This window comes from Pseudomonas sp. P42 (assembly GCF_017973755.1).
In the GTDB taxonomy this organism is placed as follows: Bacteria; Pseudomonadota; Gammaproteobacteria; order Pseudomonadales; family Pseudomonadaceae; genus Aquipseudomonas; species Aquipseudomonas iridis.
Window position 1 is genome coordinate 16,752 of the sequence record NZ_JACOPU010000006.1, and the last position, 21,163, is coordinate 37,914.

The following is a 21,163-nucleotide window of genomic DNA, read 5'->3' on the forward strand; positions in this document are numbered from 1 at the left end:
GCGAATGACGGCTTTTGGCTGTGGATTCAACCGGTGGACGCAACATGACTAAATTCTGTGTAAGCAGAAGGAGTGTTGCAGATGAAGCAGAGACCTCGGATTTATTACACCGACAGCCAGAAAAAACTGATGTGGGATCACTGGCAGAAAGGCGACTCTCTCCAGCAGATCGCCCAATTATTTGATCGAAACCACTCATCGATACAGCGCATCTTGGCGGAAACAGGGGGTATCAGACCCGCTGTACGGCGCAGGTCCAGATTGGCGCTGACGTTGGCTGAGCGCGAAGAGATTTCGCGTGCGGTGGTTGCAGGTAACTCGGTCCGCTCCATAGCTGCACTGCTAGGGCGAGCAGCCTCGACCGTTAGCCGTGAGATCAGACGCAACGGTGGTCAAGGATGCTACCGGGCTAATCAAGCTGATCAGGCTGCTTGGGATCGCGCGCATCGGCCTAAGGTCTGCAAGCTTGTTGAGAACCGAGCGGTGGCGCAAATTGTTGCAGACAAGCTTCAATTGCAGTGGTCACCGGAACAAATTGCCGGCTGGCTGAAGCGATCCTACCCGGACGATACGAGCTATCAGGTGTCACACGAGACGATCTATCGCACCCTCTTCATACAGGCTCGCGGGGCTCTGAAGAAGGAGTTGCTCGAGCATTTACGGCGGACGCGAGCCATGCGTCGCTCGCGCCATCACACTCAGAAGAAAGAAAATCACGGTCGCATCACAGACGCGGTATCGATCCGTGAACGCCCGGCCACGGTTAAGGATCGAGCGGTGCCAGGTCACTGGGAGGGTGACCTGCTGTGCGGTAGCAGAAACAGCCAAATTGCCACTCTTGTAGAGCGTCATACCCGCTACGTAATGCTGGTGAAGTTGGTCGGTAAGGATAGCGAGACGGTCATCAGCGCCCTGATCGAAAACGCCCGCGACTTAACCCAAGAACTCTACAAATCGCTGACGTGGGATCGTGGCAAAGAGATGGCTGACCATAAGCGCTTTACGGTGGCTACCGACATAAAGGTCTACTTCTGCGATCCTCATCGTCCTTGGCAACGGGGATCGAATGAGAACACCAACGGGTTGTTAAGGCAGTACTTCCCGAAAGGGACTGACCTTGCAGATCACTCGCAAGCCACACTCAATGAAGTAGCAAGGCAGCTAAATAACCGCCCTCGAAAAACACTAAACTACGAAACGCCCGCTGAACGATTTAGCCAATCTGTTGCGTCCACCGGTTGAATCCACAGCCGTATGCGGTCGCATGGGAATGTCCGTTTCTGGCCGATTGCTGCCTTACAAGAGGGTCCCCCCTACGCTTGCAAAAATCGATCGGGCCTGCATGGGCAAAGCGCACTGGACACCTTGTCATCGATGATCTCCTCGCTGGCCATTCGTCCTACTGTCGCCGCCAAAGTAATTCCAGGATGCATTGCACAAACGTAGACGCCACCCACTTTGGGTAGATAACCAATGATGGGGATGCCATCTGCAGGCATGGGCCTGAGTCCGACACAAGCCCGTTCCGGATCTATAGAAACAACACCATGGAGTTCGTTCTGGATCGTCTTGGCAGTTCGAAGCGCTATCGCTGCCGGCTGATTTTCCATCGCGTCGTCCAGGTAATCCTCTGCTGCCAGCAACGTACCATCCGAACTTTGCCTCACTTCCATTTCAGGGCTGGAGATGAGGGTGTGCACGAGGTTGGGTTGTGACTTGTAACGGATGAAAATGGCAGGAGATGCCTCTATTGGCAGGGACACTCCAAGCATGTCTGCCAGCTTCGTGATGCCTGTCCCGGCTGCCAGTACGACAATATCGGCATCGAGGATGCCTGTTGTTGTTTCGACTCCAGTCACCGTTGCACTCTGGGTTACAAAACCGAGTACTCGCGTCTGAGTGAGAGTCTTTGCCCCATATGCCTGGGCACCTGCGATCAACGCATGCGTAGCTGCCACTGCGTCCAGCGCTCCTTCTTCAGCCGCATACATAGCAGACTGGGGAGGGTTCTTGAGATTTGGTTCCAAGTCGAGAATCTGCGATCGAGACACCAGGTTTGCCGAAGCTTGGTGACCTGAGGTTGGCAGCGCTTTAATCGCCATCACGCTGTAAGACAAGGCGCCTGTCCATCTTATCTCCAGACCTGGCAGCTGCGTTTCGAGTCGACGGTACTCCTTGATGGCAGAACCGCGCAGTTGCGCAATTGGGTCGGGTTCGGGGTGTGAGGCATTGAGCCAAGCGAATGAGCTGCCAGTCACTCCCGAAGCTATATCTTCAGCTTCTACCAAAGTGACATTCGAGCCTTTACCTGCCAAGTGATACGCCAATGACGCGCCAACAATGCCTGCACCAATGACAACGACTCGTTTGCCCTGACCATCTCCCATATCAACCTCCTTTTGTTGATGTGCCGATGGTACGACAGCTGGATGATTTCATTACATGAGAACCTGATCGTGCAGCTTTTAAGCGTCTGCTTCTGGCCGATTCTGTTGAAAAAGTCGGCTTCGGATTCCACGTCAGAAAAGTACGCGCCTGAAATTGAAATCTGAATTTTTGGCAGAAGGTTCATTACTCGGATTTCACGTAGCAGCGGGCAACAGAGGTGTTTTTATCAATCAATATTCGAGTGTTATGGGAAAACCGACTTTTTCAACACAATCGGCCGATAGCGGTCGTTCGTGAATGACAGCAAACGGCAAAAATGTTTGCGTCACAACAGTACGCAAATGAGTCAAAACGCTCATCCTAGAAAACAACAAAAAGAGGGAGGGACTTTTGGCTTTTTTCAGCGTCTCGCAGACAGCTGTTGCGGCGCTAAAAATGCATCGTGGAAATAATTGCGAAACGCGTGCATCGCCGGGCTGAACTCCTGTTCACGGTGCCACGCGAGGCCGACGCTCATTGGAGTGACCTTGTCGGTGATTGTCAGGGTTTCGATGCGTTTGCCTTCCAGCGACCAGGGGCGGTGCACCAAGTCCGAAAGGATCGCCACGCCGCTGCCATTGGCGACCATGCTGCGTACCGCTTCTACCGAACTTGTGCGCACTCGCACGTTCGGCTGCTGGCGCGCGTTTTCCCAATAACGCATGGCGCTTTGTTCGGCCTCGTCGACGGTCAGCAGAATGAAAGGCTCCTTCGCCACATCGGCAAGGCTGACTGCAGAACGTTCGCACAATGGGTGGTGGCTGGGCAGCCATAACCGGCGTTCGGAGTTGAAGAGTGTTTCGGAGACGATGTCCGGGTGTGTGAGGTTGGCGGTGAGCACCACGGCCATGTCGAACCGGCCTTCGAGCAGGCCTTGTTCGATGGCTTGCCGTTCCTGTTCGTGCACTTCGATGGTCACGTCGGGATGCCAGTGCTCCAGTCGCTGCAAATGGTGCGGCAGGAAGTAACCGAACACGGTGTAGCTCGCCGCCAGGCGCAACACGCCGCTGGCTCGGATGTCCGGCAACGGACTGTTCAGAGCGTCATCAACGCTGCGCAAAATCACATAGGCCCGGTTCAGAAAGTGCCGCCCGGCATCGGTCAGGCTCATGCCCTGTGCTGAGCGCTGGAACAGCAGCGTGCCGAGTATGCCCTCCAGTTCCTTAATCGCCGTGGTCACCGCCGACTGCGAAATATTCAAGTGAATCGCGGCCTGGGAGATCTGTCCGATCTCGGCCGTGGCAACGAAATAGCGCACTTGGCGCAAGGTAAGTGACATGAACACTCCGGTCGATGAAGACGCTGTTTTTTGAGGCTATCTGTTTTTCAGAAGATGGCCTATCTGTTAATAGATCTTCCCAAGGGGGTGGCGGAAATTTAACTTGCACTGCATGAAGTCACAAGCGTCAGGAGCAAGCGTCATGCAAGCAGTAGATTTCAACTCGGACATGGGTGAAGGATTCGGCCCATGGACCATCGGCGATGGCGTCGACAATGAACTGATGGGTTTCATCAGCTCGGCCAACGTCGCCACCGGTTTTCATGCCGGAGACCCCTGCACCATGCGCCGCACCGTCGAACAGGCCAAGCGTCTGGGCGTGGCGGTCGGCGCGCATCCGGGGTTTCGTGATCTGGTCGGTTTCGGCCGTCGGCACATCAACGCGCCGGCCCAGGAACTGGTCGACGACATGCTTTACCAGTTGGGCGCCCTGCGTGAACTGGCTCGGGTTCAGGGCGTGGCCCTGCAACACATCAAACCGCACGGTGCGCTCTATATGCACCTGGCCCGTGACGAGGAGGCTGCGCGTCTGCTGGTGAAAAACCTGCAACGCCTGGAACCTAAGTTGTTGCTGTATTGCATGCCAGATTCGGTGATCTGGCGAGTCGCCACAGAACTTGGCCAACCGGTGATCCGCGAGTTCTACGCCGACCGCGAATACGACCTCAGCGGCTCCATCGTCTTCACCCGCAACGTGCGCGCCTACGACCCGGAGCAGGTCGCCGCGCGGGTATTGCGCGCCTGTCAGCAAGGCGTGGTGCGTACGGTCGAGGGTGAAGACCTGGCGATAGAGTTCGATTCGATCTGTTTGCACAGTGACACCCCGGGTGCACTAGCGCTGGTCGAGGCCACACGCAAAGCACTCGATAACGCCGGGATCAAGGTGCGCGCACCACGCTGAACTCTTGCGAAAACACTTGGCACACAGACGCCAGGGTTAGCTCAACGCTGCACTTTTTGCCTGCCTTTCTACAACTATTCCAAAAGGAACAGACATGGCCGAACACACTGTAATCACTCCGTTGCCGGGGACCTTCTACCGCAAAGCCACACCGGATTCGGCGAACTACGTTGAGGTGGGTGCGCAGGTCAGCGCCGACACGGTGATTGGCCTGATTGAGGTCATGAAGCAGTTTTCCGAACTGACCGCCGGGACGGCCGGTCGCCTCAGCGCATTCCTGGTAGAAGACGGTGATCCGGTGGAGCCGGGTCAAGTCATCGCAACACTCGAAAACGAGTGAGGACGCGATCATGACCCAAGGTATTCATAAATTACTGATCGCCAACCGTGGCGAGATCGCGGTGCGGATTATTCGCGCCGCCAAGGAATTGGGGATCCCCACTGTTGCCGCGTGCAGCGAGGCGGACGTCGATTCACAGGCAGCGCGCATGGCCGATGAGGTTCACATCCTCGGCCCGGCCCGCGCCGATAAAAGTTACCTGAATGTCGAAGCGTTGCTTGGCGCCTTGAAGGCCACGGGTGCCGATGCGGTTCACCCGGGTTACGGCTTTCTTTCGGAGAACGCTGATTTTGCCGAAGCTGTTGTGGCGACCGGGGCGATTTTTGTCGGGCCGAGCGCAGAGACGATCCGCCGAATGGGCGATAAAGCCGAAGCCCGACGCACCGCGCAAGCGGCGGGGGTGCCGGTGGTGCCGGGTTCGCCGGGTGAACTGTTCGACGTCGAATCGGCACTCAAGGCTTCCGAAACCGTTGGTTTCCCGCTGTTGATCAAGGCCTCGGCCGGTGGCGGCGGGCGTGGTATTCGTCTGGCGGAAAACGTCGAGCAACTGCGCGAAGAATTTCCTCGTTCGCAGCGCGAAGCCCAGGCGGCGTTTGGCAATGGCGCGGTTTATCTGGAACGGTTTATCGGCAGAGCGCGGCACATTGAAGTGCAGGTGCTGGGCGACGGTCAGCACGCTGTGCATCTGTTTGAACGCGAGTGCTCACTGCAGCGTCGCCGGCAGAAAATCTTCGAAGAAGCGCCGTCGCCGGTTCTCAGTCAGCAGCAACGCGAAACTCTTTGTGCCAGCGCCGTGCGCCTGACCCAAGCCCTAGGCTACAAAGGCGCCGGCACCCTTGAGTATCTGTATGACGACGCCACCGGCGAGTTCTTCTTTATCGAGATGAATACGCGGATCCAGGTGGAGCATCCGGTCAGCGAACTGGTCACTGGCATCGATCTGGTTCAAGCCATGTTGCGCATTGCCGGCGGCGAGCCGCTGGGCTTTAAGCAGAGTGACATTCAACTCAACGGTGCCGCGCTGCAGATGCGCCTGAACGCCGAAGACCCGGAGCGGGATTTTTTCCCCAGTCCCGGGCTGGTTGAAGAACTGATCTGGCCGCAGGGCGAAGGCATTCGCGTCGACACTCATCTGTATCAAGGCTACCGCGTGCCGCCTTACTACGACTCGCTGCTGGCTAAGCTGATCGTGCACGGTGCTGATCGCGCCGAAGCCTTACGTCGGGCGAGGGCGGCGGTAGAGCAAACCACATTGACCGGCATGGCCAGTACCTTGACGCTGCACGGCGAATTGCTGGAACAACCGTGGCTGCATAGCGCTGACTTCCACACCGGCACCCTGGAAACCTGGCTGGCCGAGCGCCGCAGTGGAGGTGAAGCATGAGCACACCGATACGTTACAGCTTCGGCGCCGACGAGCATCTGTTTGCCGAAGTCAGCGACAGCATGTCCCTCGATGCGTTCTTCAAGGGCCTGGCCGTCACCCGAGCGGTGGAACGGCTGGCGCTGGATGGCGTGCTGGATGTGTGTCTGGCCAATGCTTCGTTTCAGATCCGTTTTGATCCGGATCGTATTGCGCCGCACACCTTGCTCGAGGCGGTGAAGGGCGCCGAAGCCCAAGCGGTTGCCGAGCGCACTCTTCATACGCGGATCATCGAGATTCCGGTGCTGTACAACGACCCGTGGACCCACGAAACCCTGATGCGTTTTCGCGACCGCCATCAGGACCCCAGCGCCACAGACCTGGAATACGCCGCGCGCATTAACGGTCTGGCGGACGTCGATGCGTTCATCGCCGCCCACAGCGGTGCACCGTGGTTTGTGTCGATGGTCGGCTTCGTCGCCGGGCTGCCGTTCATGTTTCAGATGGTTGAACGTGAGCGCCAGTTGCAGGTGCCGAAGTACCTGCGACCACGCACCGATACACCGAAATTGACCCTCGGGCATGGCGGCTGCTTCGGTTGCATTTATTCGGTGCGCGGTGCCGGCGGCTATCAGATGTTTGGCGTCACGCCGGCACCGATCTACGACCCGCAACAGAACCTCGCCTACCTCAAGGAACACATGGTGTTTTTCCGTCCGGGCGACATCGTGCAGTTCAAGCCGATCGATCGTGAGGCCTACGACCATGCTGTGACCGAAGTGGACGCCGGACGCTTTGATCTACGAATTCGCCCGGTGGAGTTTTCGCTGGATGCGTTTGTCGCCGATCCGATTGGTTATCCCAAGTCGCTGCAGGAGGTGCTGGCATGATCAAGGTACTCAAACCCGGTCTGGCGACCTCGGTACAGGATCTGGGCCGCGAAGGGTATTACCACTTGGGTATTCCGCCTTCAGGTGCGCTCGATCAATACGCCCTGAGTGCGGCCAATCAACTGGTCGGCAACCCGGCGGGTTCTGCCGCGCTGGAATGCACATTGCTGGGCCCGGAGCTTGAATTTCAGCAGGACGCCTTGGTGGCGGTCTGCGGTGCGCACATGACACCGCGGGTCGAGGGTGTGGAAATGCACCACGACACCGCCTTTGAGGTGAAGGCCGGCCAGGTGCTACGTTTCGATTTTCCCAAGGCCGGCGCTCGGGCTTATCTGGCGGTGGCGGGTGGCATTGATGTGCCGGTGGTGCTCGGCAGTCGCTCGACCTACGCGCTCGGTGCGCTCGGCGGTTTTCAGGGGCGCCGACTGGTCGCAGGCGACGAATTGCCGGTAGGCGCCGCCAGCGGTAAGGGCCGCGCCGGTGCCAGTCTGCCCATGGCGTTGCGCCAATCGCTGGGCGGCGAAATCACCCTGCGGGTGGTGCCGGGCCTGTACTACGAGCGCTTGAGCGAGTCTGCGGCACAGAGCTTTTTCGCCGAACCATGGACGGTCGGCTCGGAAGCAGACCGTATTGGCTATCGCTTCAAGGGCGGCAGCGCGCTGAGCTTTCAGCCACGAGAGCAGCCGTTCGGTGCCGGGTCCGATCCGTCCAACATCGTCGACAGTTGCTACCCGATCGGTTCGATCCAAGTGCCGGCGGGGCTTGAGCCGATTGTTCTGCACCGCGATGCGGTGTCCGGCGGCGGCTACGCGATGATCGGCACGGTGATCAGCGCCGACCTCGACCTGATTGGCCAGATGCAACCCAACCAGAAGGCCCGCTTTGTCGCGGTGACCCTCGAAGAGGCGTTGCAAGCGCGACGTTCCTATAAGAAAAAACTCAGCTGCCTGAACAAGCTGTTCCCTTCCTGATTCTGCCCGCCGCATCGCGCGGGCCATGCCAAACGGTAAGCCAACGCCGCGCTTCGGTGCGGTGACGGCTGCCCGCGCTTCAACCTTTGACTGGTTCTGGAGTTCACGCATATGGCTGCTTTATCGCAATCGAGTCAAACCGGGCAGGACCCGGCCCATCATCCCGTACCGAGCCAGGCGCGCATGGGGCGACTGTCGCTTACCATGGCCTGGTGGGCGGTGTGCAGTGCAATGTTCTACATCGTGGTCGGGGCGTCACTGGCGCTGTCGTTCGGTGCGCGCAATGCGCTGATCGGCATGGTGCTGTCGGTGATCAGCTACGGTCTGGTCAACAGTGTGCTCAGCCGCTTCGCGATTCGCAGCGGCTTGTCGGTGGCGTTGTTTTCACGGTTGTTGTTCGGCAGCACCGGCGCGTGCCTGGCGACGCTGATCTTCTTTTCCACGGCGATCTACTACGCGGTATTCGAAGGCTCGGTGATCGCCGTGGCGCTCAATCACCTGTATCCGCAACTGATCTATCCGCTGGCGGCACTGGCGGTGGTGATCTACAGCGTGCCGATGATCCTCGGCAGCGTGCAACACTGGCTCGACAAGCTCAACGGCGTGTTGCTGCCGATTTACCTCGGCGGTCTGCTGGTGGCGGTGGGGCTGTCGATCAGTCGTTATGGCTACCAGCCGCAATGGCTGGATTTCGGCCCGGCAACCCCCGACGCATTTGGCTGGTGGCATTGCTTCGTCGCCTACATGGGCGTCTGGGTATTGATGTTGTTCACCTTCGACTACGCACGTTTCGGCAAATCTGAAGACGCCGAGTACCACGGTCGTTGGAACTTCGGCATGCCGTTCTACGCAGTGACGTTCCTGCTCAATGGCGCGGCGGGTATCTATCTAGTCAGCAGCATTCCCCACGACGGCGCGCTGAATGAAGTGTCGGTGGTGATGGCGATCCTGCAGTTGATGGGGCTGTGGGGATTGCTTTTTGTCTGGGCCACGCAAACCCGGATCAACACCGCTAATTACTACCTGGCGACGTTGAACATGCAGGCGTTCTTCGGCCGTTTCGGCGTACGCGGTTCGTACATGGTGTGGGCGCTGGTGGTCGGCGTGATCGTCTACGGCTTGATGCTCGCGGACGTGTTCGCCTACCTCCTCAAAGCGTTGGCCTATCAGGGGATTTTCGTCGTGGCCTGGGTCGGCGTAGCGCTGGCGCAGATTCTCTGTGGACGCAGTGATGTGGCGGCGCTGGAGCGAGTGGCGGCATTCAATCCGGTGGGACTGACGGCGTGGTTCGGGGCGACAGCGCTGGGACTGGCATTGATGTTTGCCGGTGATGGACTGAGCAGTTTTTCGGCTCCGGCGACGGTGGTAGTGGCGTTTGCCCTGCAAGCAGGCTTATCCCATCGAAGCCGGTTGCAGTTAGGGCTGGCAGAGTAGCATCTTGCAGTCACTGATCCCTTCTGTTCTAACAAGGAAGAGCAGGCAACTGGAAGCTAATTATTAATTCGCCGATGGGTTTCCAGTGACTGCTTCTGGCCGAAACTAGCATTTTGCCTCACTCTAAACTCGCCCATCTCATCAAATCTGGCGTTTGAAAAATTGACTGGAAGAGGGCGGTCTGGAATGTAGGGTTGCGGAAATGCCCGAAAAGATGCGGAAACGATCCAGGAAGCGAGAACCCACAATCTTAAACCCCAGAAACGACAAAGCCCTGAATAATCAGGGCTTTGTCGGTACAAATATGGCGGAGGCGATGGGATTCGAACTCATGGACCTGTTACAGTCGACGGTTTTCAAGACCGTTGCCTTAAACCACTCGGCCACACCTCCGTTGCGTTGCGGGCGCCATAATACCTGAATGAAACACACTGTCAAACTCTCTGCATGGCTTGTTACAGAGCCTCTGTTATGATCTTTGCGACTGAACGTTTCAAACCAACAGGAGTGTCGCCATGCGCGAACAGGATTACGCAGTTAATAACAGCGTGCAGGCTGAGCAGCTAGAGGTTAGCCGCGTCCTGCGCAACACTTATGGTCTACTCGCTCTCACCCTCGCATTCAGCGGCGTGATGGCGTTCGTTGCCCAGCAGATGCGTGTTGGCTACCCGAACATTTTCGTGGTGCTGATTGGCTTCTACGGGCTTTTCTTCCTTACCAACAAACTTCGTGATTCCGCATGGGGCCTGGTGTCCGCCTTTGCGTTGACCGGTTTCATGGGTTTCCTGCTCGGCCCGATCCTCAATCGTTACCTGGGCATGCAGGGCGGCGCCGAAGTGGTCAGCTCCGCGTTCGCGATGACGGCACTGGTGTTCGGTGGTCTGTCGGCTTACGTGCTGATCACCCGCAAGGACATGAGCTTCCTGGGTGGTTTCATCACCGCCGGTTTCTTCGTCCTGCTGGGTGCAACGCTGGCAAGCTTCTTCTTCCAGGTCAGCGGCCTGCAACTGGCGATCAGCGCAGGTTTCGTGCTGTTCTCGTCGGTCTGCATCCTGTTCCAGACCAGCGCCATCATTCACGGCGGCGAGCGTAACTACATCATGGCGACCATCAGCCTGTATGTATCGATCTACAACCTGTTCATCAGCTTGTTGCAGATCTTCGGCATCATGAGCCGCGATGACTGATCGCAGTCCATGAAACAACAAAAAACCCGCCTAGGCGGGTTTTTTGTTGCCTGCAGAAAAGGTGATCAATTGATCACGATGCTGCCATCGGCTTGTTGCTTATAGATCGTGTAAGGCAACAGCAGTGTGTCCACCACCCCCGACAACGCGGCATCTACCAGCACGCCGGGCGTTGCGTTGTTGTAATTGAACGCATCGACATCATCCGGACGCTCTGCGTGCAGCAGGCAGAAATCATAGGTCACGCCGCTGTAGATCCGCGGAACGGCGCCGCAGTGGGATTTCTTGTCTTTCAGATAGTCCGCCGCGACTTGATCACTGCGCACTACCGTCTGCACGGTCCCGCAACCGGCGAGCATAAGCGTCGCCAACATCACTGCCTGAATTCTCATACCGCCAATCCTTAGCCGCAAAAATCTCAATCTACGCCGAACGAGAGCAAAAAGCATTTATGCCATTGGCGGGAGTCGGCGCTTGACCGGTGTCTTCTTGACGATCGCCGTGTTGGTTTCGGCGAGGTTGTTAAGGCGATCGAGCAGGGTATCCAGCTGCTCCATCGAACGTACGTGCAGGCGGGCGATGAAACAGTCCTCGCCGGTCACTTTGTCGCACTCGGTGAATTCGGGAATCGACAGAATCTGCCGCTCTACTTCTTGCAGCTGCCCCGGCAGCGGTCGCACGCGGACGATGGCCTGCAATTGATAGCCAAAACACTTGGGGTCAATTTCGACGGTGTAGCCCTTGAGCACGCCGCGTTCTTCCAGTCGGCGCAAGCGTTCCGCGACGCTGGGCGACGACAGGCCACTGATTTGCGCCAAGGCCTTTAATGAACGCCGCGAATCCTCCATCAAGGCACTGATGAGGATCTGGTCGATGTCATCGGTCATGGTCAATCTCCAGCATTAGGCAATTGATGAAAACCACCCTCGATAAAAAAGGCAGAAACCGAGTTTAGCCTGCTTTTTGCGCTGGAATGGCCCGGCATCGGATTGGCATACTTTTGCCACGCATTCGCCAAACGCTGAGGAGATTGATGATGGACAACCCAATCCGTCGCGGCTCATTTGAAATGACCGCGGCCATGCTGATATCCGGGACGATCGGCTGGTTCGTCCTGGTTTCCGGGCAACCGGTGCTGGACGTGGTGTTCTGGCGCTGTGTGTTTGGGGCCGGCACTTTGCTGTTGATTTGCGCGATTTTCGGTTTTTTGCGCCCCGGCTTACTGACACGCGCTACATTCTTGCTGGCGTTGCTCAGCGGCGTGGCGATTGTCGGCAACTGGGTGCTGTTGTTTGCGTCTTATTCCCGGGCCTCGATCGCCATCGGCACAGCGGTGTACAACGTGCAGCCGTTCATGCTGGTCGGACTGGCGGCGCTGTTTCTCGGCGAGAAAATTACCCTGCAAAAGCTGTTTTGGCTGGCAATTTCCTTTATGGGCATGCTGGCAATTGTCAGTGCCCACGGCCAGCAAGGCGATGGAGGTAGTCAGTATCTGCTGGGCATCGCTCTGGCACTGGGCGCGGCGTTTCTCTACGCGATTGCCGCGTTGATCATCAAGCGCCTGACGGGCACGCCGCCGCACTTGATTGCGCTGATCCAAGTCTGCACCGGCGTGCTGTTGCTTGCGCCGTTCGCGCACTTTTCGGCACTGCCGCAAGCGCCGAGTGCATGGGCCAGCCTGGTGACACTGGGCATCGTTCACACTGGCCTGATGTACGTGCTGCTATATGGCGCGATTCAGAAGTTGCCGACAGCGTTGACGGGCGCACTGTCGTTCATCTACCCGATTGCAGCGATTTTCGTCGACTGGTTAGCCTTCGGTCATCGCCTGGAAGTCTTGCAATGGGTGGGCGTGGCAGCGATTCTGCTGGCCGCTGCGGGCATGCAACAGGGCTGGGGTTTCAAGGCTCGGCGACTGGCTGCGCAGTAAAACGTCAAATATTCCATCGCGGCGCGGTTTTCGCCAGGCGCTGGCGCAACTCGCCGATGTTTGCGGCGAGTTGCCGGGTCAGCAATCGATAGCCATCCAAAGCACTGTAAACCGGTGCCTCAAGGCTGGCGTCCGGCAACTCCGCTGGCCGATCCAGACGCTGCGTCGCTCCCGACTTGAGTGCGCGGGCCATACCAATCAATTGCACGCGAATCTGCCGGTGCTCGGCCTTCAACGCTGATTGCAGATGGGCCATGGCTTCGGGGTCGTTGACGTCGGGGCGCGTGTTACCGAGGATCTCCAGTGTGCTGATGCACATGCGCAGGTTGCGCTGGATGGCATCGAGTTCGGTCATGGAAATCTTCACTTCCTTGGACACCGACGGCATCAGCGAACGCAGTTGCACCATCACCGCACCCAGGCGGCCCATCAGTTTCAGATGTTCGTCGGCGCTGACCGGTTGGCCGCTGATGATGCGTCCGTAAACCGTGGCGCAATCGCGCAAGGCATCGGCCAGGTTGTAGCGCCACGAATACACCGCGTACAGCGGCAGGGCGAAGGAAAATGCCAGCGCCAGGGCAATGCCGATCAGGATGTCGACCCCGCGCCACAGCCCATCCGTGATCGGGTTGTCGCCGTGCCCGGCGACGATAAATACCGTGATCGCGGAGAGCAGGGCAGTGTAGCCACCCTTGCCGATGGCGTGATACGAGAAGAAGCCGCACACCACGGCCATGGCAAAGTAGGTCAGCCACGGCATGCCGAGCCACGCTTCCTGCGCCACCAGTAACAAACCGACGCCGGCACCGATCAAGGTGCCGGTGGCGCGTTCGGCGGCTTTTTTGCCGATGTTGCCGTGGTGCTGCAAACCGCCGATGACCACCAGCATGGTCACCGATGCCCACTCGCCATGAGGCAGGTTGATGCCGGTGGTCAGCAGGATGGTTGCCAGCAACCCCAATGCCACCCGCACCGCGTGGATCAGTCGGGCGTGGCGGTAGCGCCGGTACGGGTCCAGCAGCGGACGCAGGATTCGGCGCAACAGCGGTGGCATTCGGTGGGTGCTGAACGTACTCAGTGCAAGGTCCTCGTCAGAAGATGTAGTCGGTGGTCAGGAAGCTAGAATCGCGTCCGCGAATGATCTCGCTGATCAGATCCTTGTTGCTATCCTGGTATTTAGTGGCCACCAGCGTGCGGATCGAAAACACCCGCAGCGCATCGTGTACCGACAGCGTACCTTCGGCGGAGTTCTTGCGGCCGTTGAACGGATAAGTGTCCGGGCCACGTTGGCATTGGGCGTTGAGGTTGATCCGGCCGACCTGATTGGCGAACGTGTCGACCAGCCGTCCGACGGCCACCGGGTTGGTGCCGAAGATGCTCAACTGCTGGCCGAAGTCCGATTCCAGCACGTAGTCGATCACCGTATCGAGGTGACGGTACGGCACGATCGGCACCACCGGGCCAAACTGTTCTTCCTGATACACGCGCATCTGCGGGTTCACCGGGTACAGCACCGCCGGGTAGAAAAACGACTCGCGCGACTCACCGCCATTCGGGTTGACCACTTCGGCACCCTTGCTGCGCGCATCCGCGACCAGCTCATGCAGATAATCGACCTTGCCCGACTCCGGCAGCGGTGTCAGTGACACTCCGCTGTCCCACGGCATGCCCGGTTTCAGCGTGGCCAGTTTGGTGTTGAATTTTTCGATGAAGCTGTCCACCACATCCTCATGGACAAACAGTATTTTCAGCGCGGTGCAGCGCTGGCCGTTGAACGACAGTGACCCGGTGACCGCCTCGCTGACGGCGTTATCCAGATCGACTTCCGGCAGGACGATGCCGGGGTTCTTCGCATCCAGCCCCAGCGCGGCGCGCAAGCGGTGCGGTTTTGGGTGCAGTTTCTTCAGGTCGCTGGCGGCCTTGTTGGTACCGATGAAGGCGAAGATGTCGATCTTGCCGCTGGCCATCAGTGCGCTGACGGTTTCGCGGCCGCTGCCGTAGATGACGTTGATCACACCGGTAGGGAAGCTGTCGCGGAATGCTTCGAGCAATGGGCGAATCAGCAGCACGCCAAGCTTGGCCGGTTTGAACACCACGGTGTTGCCCATGATCAGCGCCGGAATCAGCGTGGTGAAGGTCTCGTTGAGCGGATAGTTGTAGGGGCCCATGCACAGCGCCACGCCGAGCGGCACGCGGCGAATTTGCCCAAGCGTGTCCTGCTCCAGTTCGAAACGGCTGGAGCGGCGATCGAGTTCTTTCAGCGCATTGATGGTGTCGACGATGTAATCGCAGGTGCGGTCGAACTCTTTTTCCGAGTCCTTGAGGTTCTTGCCGATTTCCCACATCAGCAGCTTGACCACTGCGTCACGCTGCTGGCGCATGCGCCCGAGGAACGCTTCAACGTGCTGGATGCGTTCGGCCACACGCATGGTCGGCCACAGGCCCTGGCCACGGTCGTAGGCGCGGACGGCGGCGTCCAGCGCGGTGAGGGCCGTGTCGGCGTCGAGCAGGGGTGTGCTGCCGAGAATCACTTGCTCATCGCCATTGTCGCCGTGCAGATAGACCGGGCTGCGAACCGTGGCGAGCGGGCCGTCCCAGCGGCGCAATTCACCGTCGACCAGGTATTCGCGTTGCTCGACCTGACCGTCGAGGCGGTATTTTTCCGGGATGTCGCTGACAGAAGGGAACAGGTTGCCAAGGATGTTTGCTGTGGTCATGTCGTTACCCCGTGTTGATGTCCGCGTGCAGATCAAAAAGTCTGTACAGGTTATACGCCTGAATGCGGCGAAATTTAAACCCGTAAATATCAGGCAAAGGGCCGAAACAGAGAGGGCGGGGCCACCACCGATCCCAGCGGAAGCTGGCGTGCCAGCGATGAGGCCGGTTATTTGATTCTCTGCATTGACTGACACTCCGCATCGCTGGCAAGCCAGCTCCCACAGGGTTTTGTGGTGTGCCCAATCCTGAAGTGAGCCCAACTGGCCGTCGAAGTCCCCCTCGCTGTCCCGCAATGCCCTCAAGCCTCTGGCGTCGCTGTCTTAAGGTGTGATCACAACAATAAGTGGGGCCACCCTTGAGGATCGTTATGCGGGCAATCCCGATCACATTGCTGCTGGCGTTGGCCACGATGCTGCCCGGATGCGGCGACGATGCCAAACCGGCGGTCACTTCCAGCATCGCCAGCAGCGCTACCCCGTCCGACCCGGCGCTGGCGCAGATCTACGCCAACAGTTGCCAACTCTGCCACGCCAACCCGGCTGCCAATGCGCCGCTCACCGGCGACCGCAAAGCCTGGGAACCGCGAATCCAGCAGGGCGCCGACACGTTGCTCGACCATGCCATCAACGGCTACAACGGCATGCCACCGATGGGCCAGTGCGTTGAGTGTTCGCAAGAGCAGTTCCTGCAATTGATCGGCTTCATGGCCGACCAGCCTCTTCCAGAATAAGGGTGCGCGCATGACGATGGATCTGACACGGCGTCAGTTGTTGCAACGGGCGAGCATTGTTGGCGCGTTCAGTGCGTTGGCGAGCAACCCGGCATTGGGCCAATTGATGCGCGCGCCACGGCTGATCCCTTGGCGCAACTGGTCGGGCGCGCAGAGCTGCCTGCCGGCGGCGCGTCTGGCGCCGAAAAATCTGGATGAGCTGACGGCAGTGATTCGTCAGGCTCAAGGCACGATTCGTCCGGTCGGCTCGGCGCATTCGTTCAGCGCCCTGGTGCCCACCGACGGCACGCTGTTGTCGTTGAGCTACTTCACCGGGCTGCTCGATCACGACCCGAAAACCCTGCAGGCCGAATTCGCCGCCGGCACACCGATGTCGCGCATGGGCATGCCCCTGAAGGACGTCGGCCAGGCGCTGCAAAACATGGCCGATATCGACTATCAGACCCTCGCCGGCGCGATTGCCACCTCGACTCACGGCACCGGCAAAAACTTCCAGTCCTACTCGGCCCACGTCTGCGGCATGCAGTTGGTGACGGCCAGCGGCGAGGTGCTGGACTGTGACAGCCAGCGCCATCCTGAGGTGTTTAATGCCGCCCGCGTATCCCTCGGTGCACTTGGTGTGGCAACAAAAATTCGCCTGCAGAACCGCCCGGCCTATCGCCTGCGCGAACGCCAGTGGATCGCTAAAACCGAAGAGCTGCTGGAAGACCTCGACACCAACACCCGCGAAAATCAGCACTGGGAAATGCTCGTGGTCACCCATTCCGACTACGCCTTGTCCATCGCCCTCAACGAAACGGACGACCCGACCACACCGCCGATCAGTCCCGAAGAGGAGGGCGGCAACGAGTTCGTCACCCTGATTGAAAAGATTGACAAGTACGCCAGCGATTTTCCCGAGCTGCGCCGTACGATGCTCAACAGCCTGCGGCATCTGGCGAGTTTCGATGACCGGGTCGGCGACTCGTTCGACATCTATGCCAACGTACGCACCGTGCGCTTCAACGAGATGGAGTACTCGGTGCCTGCCGAACACGGCCCGGCCTGCCTGCGCGAGATTCTCAAGCTGATACATGACAAAGACCTGCGCACCTGGTTTCCCATCGAGTATCGCTACGTCAAGGCCGACGACATCCCGCTGAGCATGTTCGAGGGGCGCGACAGCTGTTCGATCTCGGTGCACCAGCATTACCAGATGGACCATCACAATCTGTTCGCGGCTGTCGAGCCCATCTTCTGGAAGTACAACGGCCGCCCGCACTGGGGCAAGTTGCACACGCTCAACGCGAAAAACCTGCAACCGCTGTACCCGCGCTGGCGTGAGTTTGCCCAGGTGCGCGAGGCGCTTGATCCGAGGGGGCGGTTTCTCAATGCGCATTTGTCGTCGATTCTGGGGGTGAGCTGATGGCGGTCAATCGACGTAACTTTGTGCTTGGCACGTTGGGTGTCGGAGCTTTATTGGTGGGCGTCGGCGCGTGGTTGCGGCCGGGCGATCGCGGCGGGCCTTATAGCGACTATTTCCGGGCGCTGAATAAAGAACTGAGGGAAAAGGGGCCGATGTGCCCGGTGCTACTGATCGATCTGGATCGTCTCGATCACAACATCGATGTGGTCATGCAATCGGTCAAACGTGGCAACAAGCAGTTGCGATTGGTGGAGAAGTCGCTGCCATCGCCAGGGTTGCTCAGCTATATCGCGCAACGTGTCGGAACGCAAAAACTGATGTCGTTTCATCAGCCGTTTCTCAATCACGATGCGGTGACGTTTGCGCAGTCGGATATCTTGCTCGGCAAACCGTTGCCGGTACGTTCGGCCGAGCTGTTTTATCAGATCCACAAAGGCCCGTTTGATCCTGCCAGGCAGTTGCAATGGCTGCTCGACAGCCCTGAGCGTTTGCAGCAGTACCTGGCGCTGGCGCAGGGTTTGGGCACGCGGATGCGCATCAACATCGAGCTGGATGTGGGCCTGCATCGCGGCGGGGTCAGTGACGTGAACGTGCTGGGGCAGATGCTCGCGCTGATCAGTGCCAACCCGCAGCACCTGCAGTTTTCCGGGTTCATGGGTTACGACCCGTTCGTGGGCATGGGTGTGCCGGGGATTCTGGGCTCGCCCGAGGAATTGTTTGCCAGGGTCATGGTGATTTATCAGCGCTGCGTTGATTTCACCCGCCAGCAATTTTCGGGGTTGTGGCATGACGGTTTGTGCCTGAACACCGCTGGCAGTCCGAGCTATCGCATCCATGAAAAGGAAACCCTGAGCACGGAAGTTTCAGTCGGTACGGCAATGCTCAAGCCGACGCACTACGATCTCCCGTCCCTGGTCGATCATGTACCGGCCACTTACATTGCCACGCCCGTGCTGAAAAGCACTGGAGCGGTCAACATCCCGGCGCTGGACGACAAGTCGACACTGTTCTCGTGGTGGGACCAGAATCAGCAACAGACCTTTTTCATCTACGGCGGCAATTGGATGGCCGAGTTCGAATCGCCGCAGGGGCTGCAAAGCAATACTGTTTATGGCCGCAGTTCGAATCAGGAAATGGTCAACGGCTCGAACGCGGTGGGCCTGAAGATCGAGGATCAGGTCTTCCTGCGCCCGACCCAGACCGAAGCTGTCCTCCTGCAATTCGGTGATTTGCTGGCGGTGCGTGGCGGCAAGATTGTTGACACCTGGGCGGTTTATACCTGAAACCGCATCCAAGCCAAACGCCACGTCCCCTGTGGGAGCTGGCTTGCCAGCGATGGCGTCAGGTCAGCGACCTTGGTAGTTGGCTGACACACCGCCATCGCTGGCAAGCCAGCTCCCACAGGGTTTTGTGGTGTATGTGAGACCCCATTCAAACTTTCGAGTAATGAAGCTTTTATGACAAAAGTTCGGTAGCCCATCGCCTGTCCGGTCATGCCTATGTAACGCGCTTGAGGGCCCCAACGGGGCGCTTTTCACAAGCCGAGGCGGGACGCCGGGCGTGAGGCAGTGGGGACTATGGAACGCTACTCGAAAGTGGGCATGCAGGAACTTGATCAACGCCTGTCGAAGATCGTCGAAGCCGCGCGCAAGAAGCCGGTCTCGGTGTATCGCTACGGCGCGCCGTGGGTCTGGATCGTCTCGCAGGATGACTGGCAGGGCGCCTTGAAAGAGGTGTCCAGCTACATTCCGCCGGGCCATTCACTGGTTTTGCTGCGCCCACAGATCGAGGACTTGCTCGATACCCACCGCGACGTTCTGCACGACCTCAATGCCGAACCCGGCATGCTCATTCCCGCGCAAACGGTCATGCACATCCTACTCCTGCAACTGCTGTATTCGGTGCCCAGCGAACAGCAGCTCTATGAACAGCTGAGTTACAACCTGCTGTTCCGCTGGTTCGTAGGTCTGGGCCTGAACCAGAAAGTCTGGAGTTTCAACGTCCTCAGTCGCGACATCGCCACGCTGCTCAACAACCCGCGTGCGGTGCAACTCATCCAGAAAATCATCGGAGAAGTGTTCTGCGGCGCCTTGCTGCAAATGCCCGAGTTCTCCTTGAACTTCGCGCTGTTGCACACCTGGCTCGGCAAACATGCCGGCGCCTCGATAGCCAATAACTGATGCAACAGGGCGTTTGAACGCCGACACGTCAACGCGAATTTCAGGGGGTAGTGTGGAACAGATTTTCACGTCACGGCTGGTGCTGTGGGGCTGGCTGCTGGTGACGGCGGGCATGCAGCCGGCGTTGGCCGAAGAGGCTGGCGAAAGTGCAGCGACGCAGCGCCTGGTCGACGTCAACGAATACTTCGTGCGCGGCAATACGGTGCTCGATGCACGGGCGATTGAAGAGGCGGTGTACCCGTTTCTCGGCCCGCAAAAAGCGCTGGCCGACATCGAAGGCGCGCGTGATGCGTTGCAGAAGGCCTATCAGGAACGCGGCTATCAATCGGTGTTCGTCGAGTTGCCGGAGCAAGCGGTAGCGGCGGCATCGTCTATCTGCAAGTCAGCGAAACCAAGGTCGGACGGGTGCGGGTGGTCGGCGCCAAACATTATTCGCCGCTGGACCTCCGCGACGACGTGCCGGCGCTGAAGGAAGGCGAGGCGCCGGACTTCGCCAAGGTCCAGGGCGAACTGGCGCATTCGATGGCGTGGCAGCGATTTTCGACCACAAGCTCAACCACGATTCGGGCGTGTTCGGTACCGTCGGTGCGTTCCCGGTGGACTACACCAACGACACCAGCAGCAGCAACGGTTTCGACAAGGAAGAGAGCGACAACAAATGGCTGTACGGCGCGCAGCTTGGCGCCAAGTGGGCGATCAACAGCAACAACCGTTTGAAGGGGGCGTTGGCTTGCTACCGCTTCGACGATATCCAGGGCCAGCGTTCCAGCCCCTGCGAACCCTGGGCCGGCGCACCTGGTTGCGACAGCGACGGCAGCCGCGCGGCGTTCATGCAGAAGGGCAACAGCGTGCTCCTGCTACGTGACATCACGCCTGACCCGGCCAACCCGACGATCACGGCGCAACCTCAGTTTGTCGGCCTGGCCTCCGAGTTCAACCTGCTCGACTTGAACCTGGTGTGGGACGCCGATCTGCCGGCAGATTTCAAGTTGCGCAGCCAGGGCAACTACATCCACAACCTCAGTTACGACGAGGGCGATATGCGCAAGCGTTCGGCCGGGCAGATCGTCAACAACCTCGACAGCAACGGCGAGATCGAAAGCGGCGCCAATGCCTGGATGGTGCAGTTCACCCTCGGCAATGAACTGGACCTGAAAAAGCAGGGCGACTGGAACCTGTTCGCCGGCTACAAGTACATCCAGCCGGATGCCTTGCCGGACGGCTTCAACGATTCGTCATTCCGCCTCGGTGGCACCAATGCCAAGGGGTATTTCCTCGGCGGCAACTACGGTCTGGCGAAGAACGTCTCGGCGACCGGTCGCTGGATGAGCACCGAGGCGGTGTATGGCGCGCCGTTTGACATCGACGTCTTGCAGCTTGAGATCAACACGCGCTTCTAAGGCGCCGG

General features: G+C 58.9%; 19 protein-coding genes, 1 tRNA gene and 2 pseudogenes. 15 read left to right on the forward strand and 7 right to left on the reverse strand.

Going from position 1 to position 21,163, the window contains the following annotated elements:
* The first annotated feature begins 81 nt into the window (after positions 1-81).
* Complete coding sequence (locus H8B20_RS19565; RefSeq protein WP_210624254.1) at positions 82-1,242, forward strand: IS30 family transposase; 1,161 nt, start codon at positions 82-84, stop codon at positions 1,240-1,242.
* A gap of 71 nt (positions 1,243-1,313) precedes the next feature.
* On the opposite strand, the gene H8B20_RS19570 is transcribed toward H8B20_RS19565, so the two are convergent.
* Together H8B20_RS19570 and H8B20_RS19575 are read right to left on the reverse strand one after the other, a co-directional pair.
* Positions 1,314-2,387: an NAD(P)/FAD-dependent oxidoreductase gene (locus tag H8B20_RS19570; RefSeq protein WP_210624255.1), complete on the reverse strand. Its 1,074-nt coding sequence runs from the start codon at positions 2,385-2,387 to the stop codon at positions 1,314-1,316.
* 401 nt (positions 2,388-2,788) lie between these two features.
* On the reverse strand, positions 2,789-3,706 hold the full coding sequence (locus H8B20_RS19575; RefSeq protein WP_042558952.1) for a LysR family transcriptional regulator: 918 nt from the start codon (positions 3,704-3,706) through the stop codon (positions 2,789-2,791).
* Between the two features lie 142 nt (positions 3,707-3,848).
* On the opposite strand from H8B20_RS19575, the gene H8B20_RS19580 reads away from it, so the two are divergent.
* The 6 genes from H8B20_RS19580 to H8B20_RS19605 all read left to right on the forward strand — a co-directional run bounded on the left by H8B20_RS19580 (position 3,849) and on the right by H8B20_RS19605 (position 9,605).
* Complete coding sequence (locus H8B20_RS19580; protein ID WP_210624256.1) at positions 3,849-4,607, forward strand: 5-oxoprolinase subunit PxpA; 759 nt, start codon at positions 3,849-3,851, stop codon at positions 4,605-4,607.
* A 94-nt stretch (positions 4,608-4,701) separates the two neighbouring features.
* Positions 4,702-4,947 carry an acetyl-CoA carboxylase gene (locus H8B20_RS19585; protein ID WP_210624257.1) on the forward strand — a complete coding sequence of 82 codons (246 nt, stop codon included), beginning with the start codon at positions 4,702-4,704 and terminating at the stop codon, positions 4,945-4,947.
* 10 nt (positions 4,948-4,957) lie between these two features.
* On the forward strand, positions 4,958-6,331 hold the full coding sequence (locus tag H8B20_RS19590; protein WP_210624258.1) for an acetyl-CoA carboxylase biotin carboxylase subunit: 1,374 nt from the start codon (positions 4,958-4,960) through the stop codon (positions 6,329-6,331).
* Entirely contained in the window at positions 6,328-7,200 is an 873-nt protein-coding gene (locus H8B20_RS19595) for a 5-oxoprolinase subunit B family protein (protein ID WP_210624259.1), read from the forward strand. The genes H8B20_RS19590 and H8B20_RS19595 overlap by 4 nt, the downstream gene beginning before the upstream one ends.
* Positions 7,197-8,171, forward strand: a complete 975-nt coding sequence (locus H8B20_RS19600) for a 5-oxoprolinase subunit C family protein (RefSeq protein WP_210624260.1) — start codon at positions 7,197-7,199, stop codon at positions 8,169-8,171. Before H8B20_RS19595 ends, H8B20_RS19600 begins: the two co-directional genes overlap by 4 nt.
* Before the next feature lie 111 nt (positions 8,172-8,282).
* Positions 8,283-9,605: a purine-cytosine permease family protein gene (locus tag H8B20_RS19605; RefSeq protein WP_210624261.1), complete on the forward strand. Its 1,323-nt coding sequence runs from the start codon at positions 8,283-8,285 to the stop codon at positions 9,603-9,605.
* A gap of 305 nt (positions 9,606-9,910) precedes the next feature.
* On the opposite strand, the gene H8B20_RS19610 is transcribed toward H8B20_RS19605, so the two are convergent.
* Positions 9,911-9,998: transfer RNA gene (locus tag H8B20_RS19610), tRNA-Ser, on the reverse strand.
* Positions 9,999-10,120: 122 nt separating this feature from the next.
* On the opposite strand from H8B20_RS19610, the gene H8B20_RS19615 reads away from it, so the two are divergent.
* Positions 10,121-10,792, forward strand: a complete 672-nt coding sequence (locus H8B20_RS19615) for a Bax inhibitor-1/YccA family protein (protein ID WP_007915443.1) — start codon at positions 10,121-10,123, stop codon at positions 10,790-10,792.
* A gap of 65 nt (positions 10,793-10,857) precedes the next feature.
* Here H8B20_RS19615 and H8B20_RS19620 read toward each other — a convergent pair whose 3' ends face one another.
* Both H8B20_RS19620 and H8B20_RS19625 read right to left on the reverse strand, forming a co-directional pair.
* Entirely contained in the window at positions 10,858-11,184 is a 327-nt protein-coding gene (locus H8B20_RS19620; RefSeq protein WP_210624262.1) for a YceK/YidQ family lipoprotein, read from the reverse strand.
* A gap of 57 nt (positions 11,185-11,241) precedes the next feature.
* Positions 11,242-11,679: an Lrp/AsnC family transcriptional regulator gene (locus H8B20_RS19625; RefSeq protein ID WP_042558961.1), complete on the reverse strand. Its 438-nt coding sequence runs from the start codon at positions 11,677-11,679 to the stop codon at positions 11,242-11,244.
* Positions 11,680-11,828: 149 nt separating this feature from the next.
* Here H8B20_RS19625 and H8B20_RS19630 point away from each other — a divergent pair, with 149 nt between their 5' ends.
* On the forward strand, positions 11,829-12,722 hold the full coding sequence (locus H8B20_RS19630) for a DMT family transporter (RefSeq protein WP_210624263.1): 894 nt from the start codon (positions 11,829-11,831) through the stop codon (positions 12,720-12,722).
* Between the two features lie 4 nt (positions 12,723-12,726).
* Here H8B20_RS19630 and H8B20_RS19635 read toward each other — a convergent pair whose 3' ends face one another.
* Positions 12,727-13,776 carry an FUSC family protein gene (locus H8B20_RS19635; RefSeq protein WP_210624264.1) on the reverse strand — a complete coding sequence of 350 codons (1,050 nt, stop codon included), beginning with the start codon at positions 13,774-13,776 and terminating at the stop codon, positions 12,727-12,729.
* Positions 13,777-13,813: 37 nt separating this feature from the next.
* Positions 13,814-15,439 carry an NADP-dependent glyceraldehyde-3-phosphate dehydrogenase gene (locus tag H8B20_RS19640; protein ID WP_210624265.1) on the reverse strand — a complete coding sequence of 542 codons (1,626 nt, stop codon included), beginning with the start codon at positions 15,437-15,439 and terminating at the stop codon, positions 13,814-13,816.
* Between the two features lie 368 nt (positions 15,440-15,807).
* Here H8B20_RS19640 and H8B20_RS19645 point away from each other — a divergent pair, with 368 nt between their 5' ends.
* From H8B20_RS19645 to H8B20_RS19670, 6 genes and pseudogenes are all read left to right on the forward strand, one after another.
* Positions 15,808-16,170 (forward strand): c-type cytochrome, encoded by a 363-nt coding sequence (locus tag H8B20_RS19645; RefSeq protein ID WP_210624266.1) that lies wholly within the window; start codon positions 15,808-15,810, stop codon positions 16,168-16,170.
* 76 nt (positions 16,171-16,246) lie between these two features.
* Positions 16,247-17,575 (forward strand): D-arabinono-1,4-lactone oxidase, encoded by a 1,329-nt coding sequence (locus H8B20_RS19650; protein WP_210624618.1) that lies wholly within the window; start codon positions 16,247-16,249, stop codon positions 17,573-17,575.
* Between the two features lie 74 nt (positions 17,576-17,649).
* Positions 17,650-18,858 carry a DSD1 family PLP-dependent enzyme gene (locus tag H8B20_RS19655; RefSeq protein ID WP_210624619.1) on the forward strand — a complete coding sequence of 403 codons (1,209 nt, stop codon included), beginning with the start codon at positions 17,650-17,652 and terminating at the stop codon, positions 18,856-18,858.
* 294 nt (positions 18,859-19,152) lie between these two features.
* Positions 19,153-19,755 (forward strand): transposase, encoded by a 603-nt coding sequence (locus H8B20_RS19660; protein WP_042558968.1) that lies wholly within the window; start codon positions 19,153-19,155, stop codon positions 19,753-19,755.
* Positions 19,756-19,867: 112 nt separating this feature from the next.
* Positions 19,868-20,271 (forward strand): annotated as a pseudogene (locus H8B20_RS19665) (POTRA domain-containing protein); the annotation flags it as partial.
* Positions 20,272-20,273: 2 nt separating this feature from the next.
* A pseudogene (locus tag H8B20_RS19670) lies at positions 20,274-21,155 on the forward strand (putative porin); the annotation flags it as partial.
* Positions 21,156-21,163: the final 8 nt, after the last annotated feature.

What these genes read in the sequence shown, in the direction of transcription:
- H8B20_RS19565 (WP_210624254.1), top strand. Translation starts at nt 82, where the DNA reads ATGAAGCAGAGACCTCGGATTTATTACACCGACAGCCAGAAAAAACTG.
- H8B20_RS19570 (WP_210624255.1), bottom strand. Translation starts at nt 2,387, where the DNA reads ATGGGAGATGGTCAGGGCAAACGAGTCGTTGTCATTGGTGCAGGCATT.
- H8B20_RS19575 (WP_042558952.1), bottom strand. Translation starts at nt 3,706, where the DNA reads ATGTCACTTACCTTGCGCCAAGTGCGCTATTTCGTTGCCACGGCCGAG.
- H8B20_RS19580 (WP_210624256.1), top strand. Translation starts at nt 3,849, where the DNA reads ATGCAAGCAGTAGATTTCAACTCGGACATGGGTGAAGGATTCGGCCCA.
- H8B20_RS19585 (WP_210624257.1), top strand. Translation starts at nt 4,702, where the DNA reads ATGGCCGAACACACTGTAATCACTCCGTTGCCGGGGACCTTCTACCGC.
- H8B20_RS19590 (WP_210624258.1), top strand. Translation starts at nt 4,958, where the DNA reads ATGACCCAAGGTATTCATAAATTACTGATCGCCAACCGTGGCGAGATC.
- H8B20_RS19595 (WP_210624259.1), top strand. Translation starts at nt 6,328, where the DNA reads ATGAGCACACCGATACGTTACAGCTTCGGCGCCGACGAGCATCTGTTT.
- H8B20_RS19600 (WP_210624260.1), top strand. Translation starts at nt 7,197, where the DNA reads ATGATCAAGGTACTCAAACCCGGTCTGGCGACCTCGGTACAGGATCTG.
- H8B20_RS19605 (WP_210624261.1), top strand. Translation starts at nt 8,283, where the DNA reads ATGGCTGCTTTATCGCAATCGAGTCAAACCGGGCAGGACCCGGCCCAT.
- H8B20_RS19615 (WP_007915443.1), top strand. Translation starts at nt 10,121, where the DNA reads ATGCGCGAACAGGATTACGCAGTTAATAACAGCGTGCAGGCTGAGCAG.
- H8B20_RS19620 (WP_210624262.1), bottom strand. Translation starts at nt 11,184, where the DNA reads ATGAGAATTCAGGCAGTGATGTTGGCGACGCTTATGCTCGCCGGTTGC.
- H8B20_RS19625 (WP_042558961.1), bottom strand. Translation starts at nt 11,679, where the DNA reads ATGACCGATGACATCGACCAGATCCTCATCAGTGCCTTGATGGAGGAT.
- H8B20_RS19630 (WP_210624263.1), top strand. Translation starts at nt 11,829, where the DNA reads ATGGACAACCCAATCCGTCGCGGCTCATTTGAAATGACCGCGGCCATG.
- H8B20_RS19635 (WP_210624264.1), bottom strand. Translation starts at nt 13,776, where the DNA reads ATGCCACCGCTGTTGCGCCGAATCCTGCGTCCGCTGCTGGACCCGTAC.
- H8B20_RS19640 (WP_210624265.1), bottom strand. Translation starts at nt 15,439, where the DNA reads ATGACCACAGCAAACATCCTTGGCAACCTGTTCCCTTCTGTCAGCGAC.
- H8B20_RS19645 (WP_210624266.1), top strand. Translation starts at nt 15,808, where the DNA reads ATGCGGGCAATCCCGATCACATTGCTGCTGGCGTTGGCCACGATGCTG.
- H8B20_RS19660 (WP_042558968.1), top strand. Translation starts at nt 19,153, where the DNA reads ATGGAACGCTACTCGAAAGTGGGCATGCAGGAACTTGATCAACGCCTG.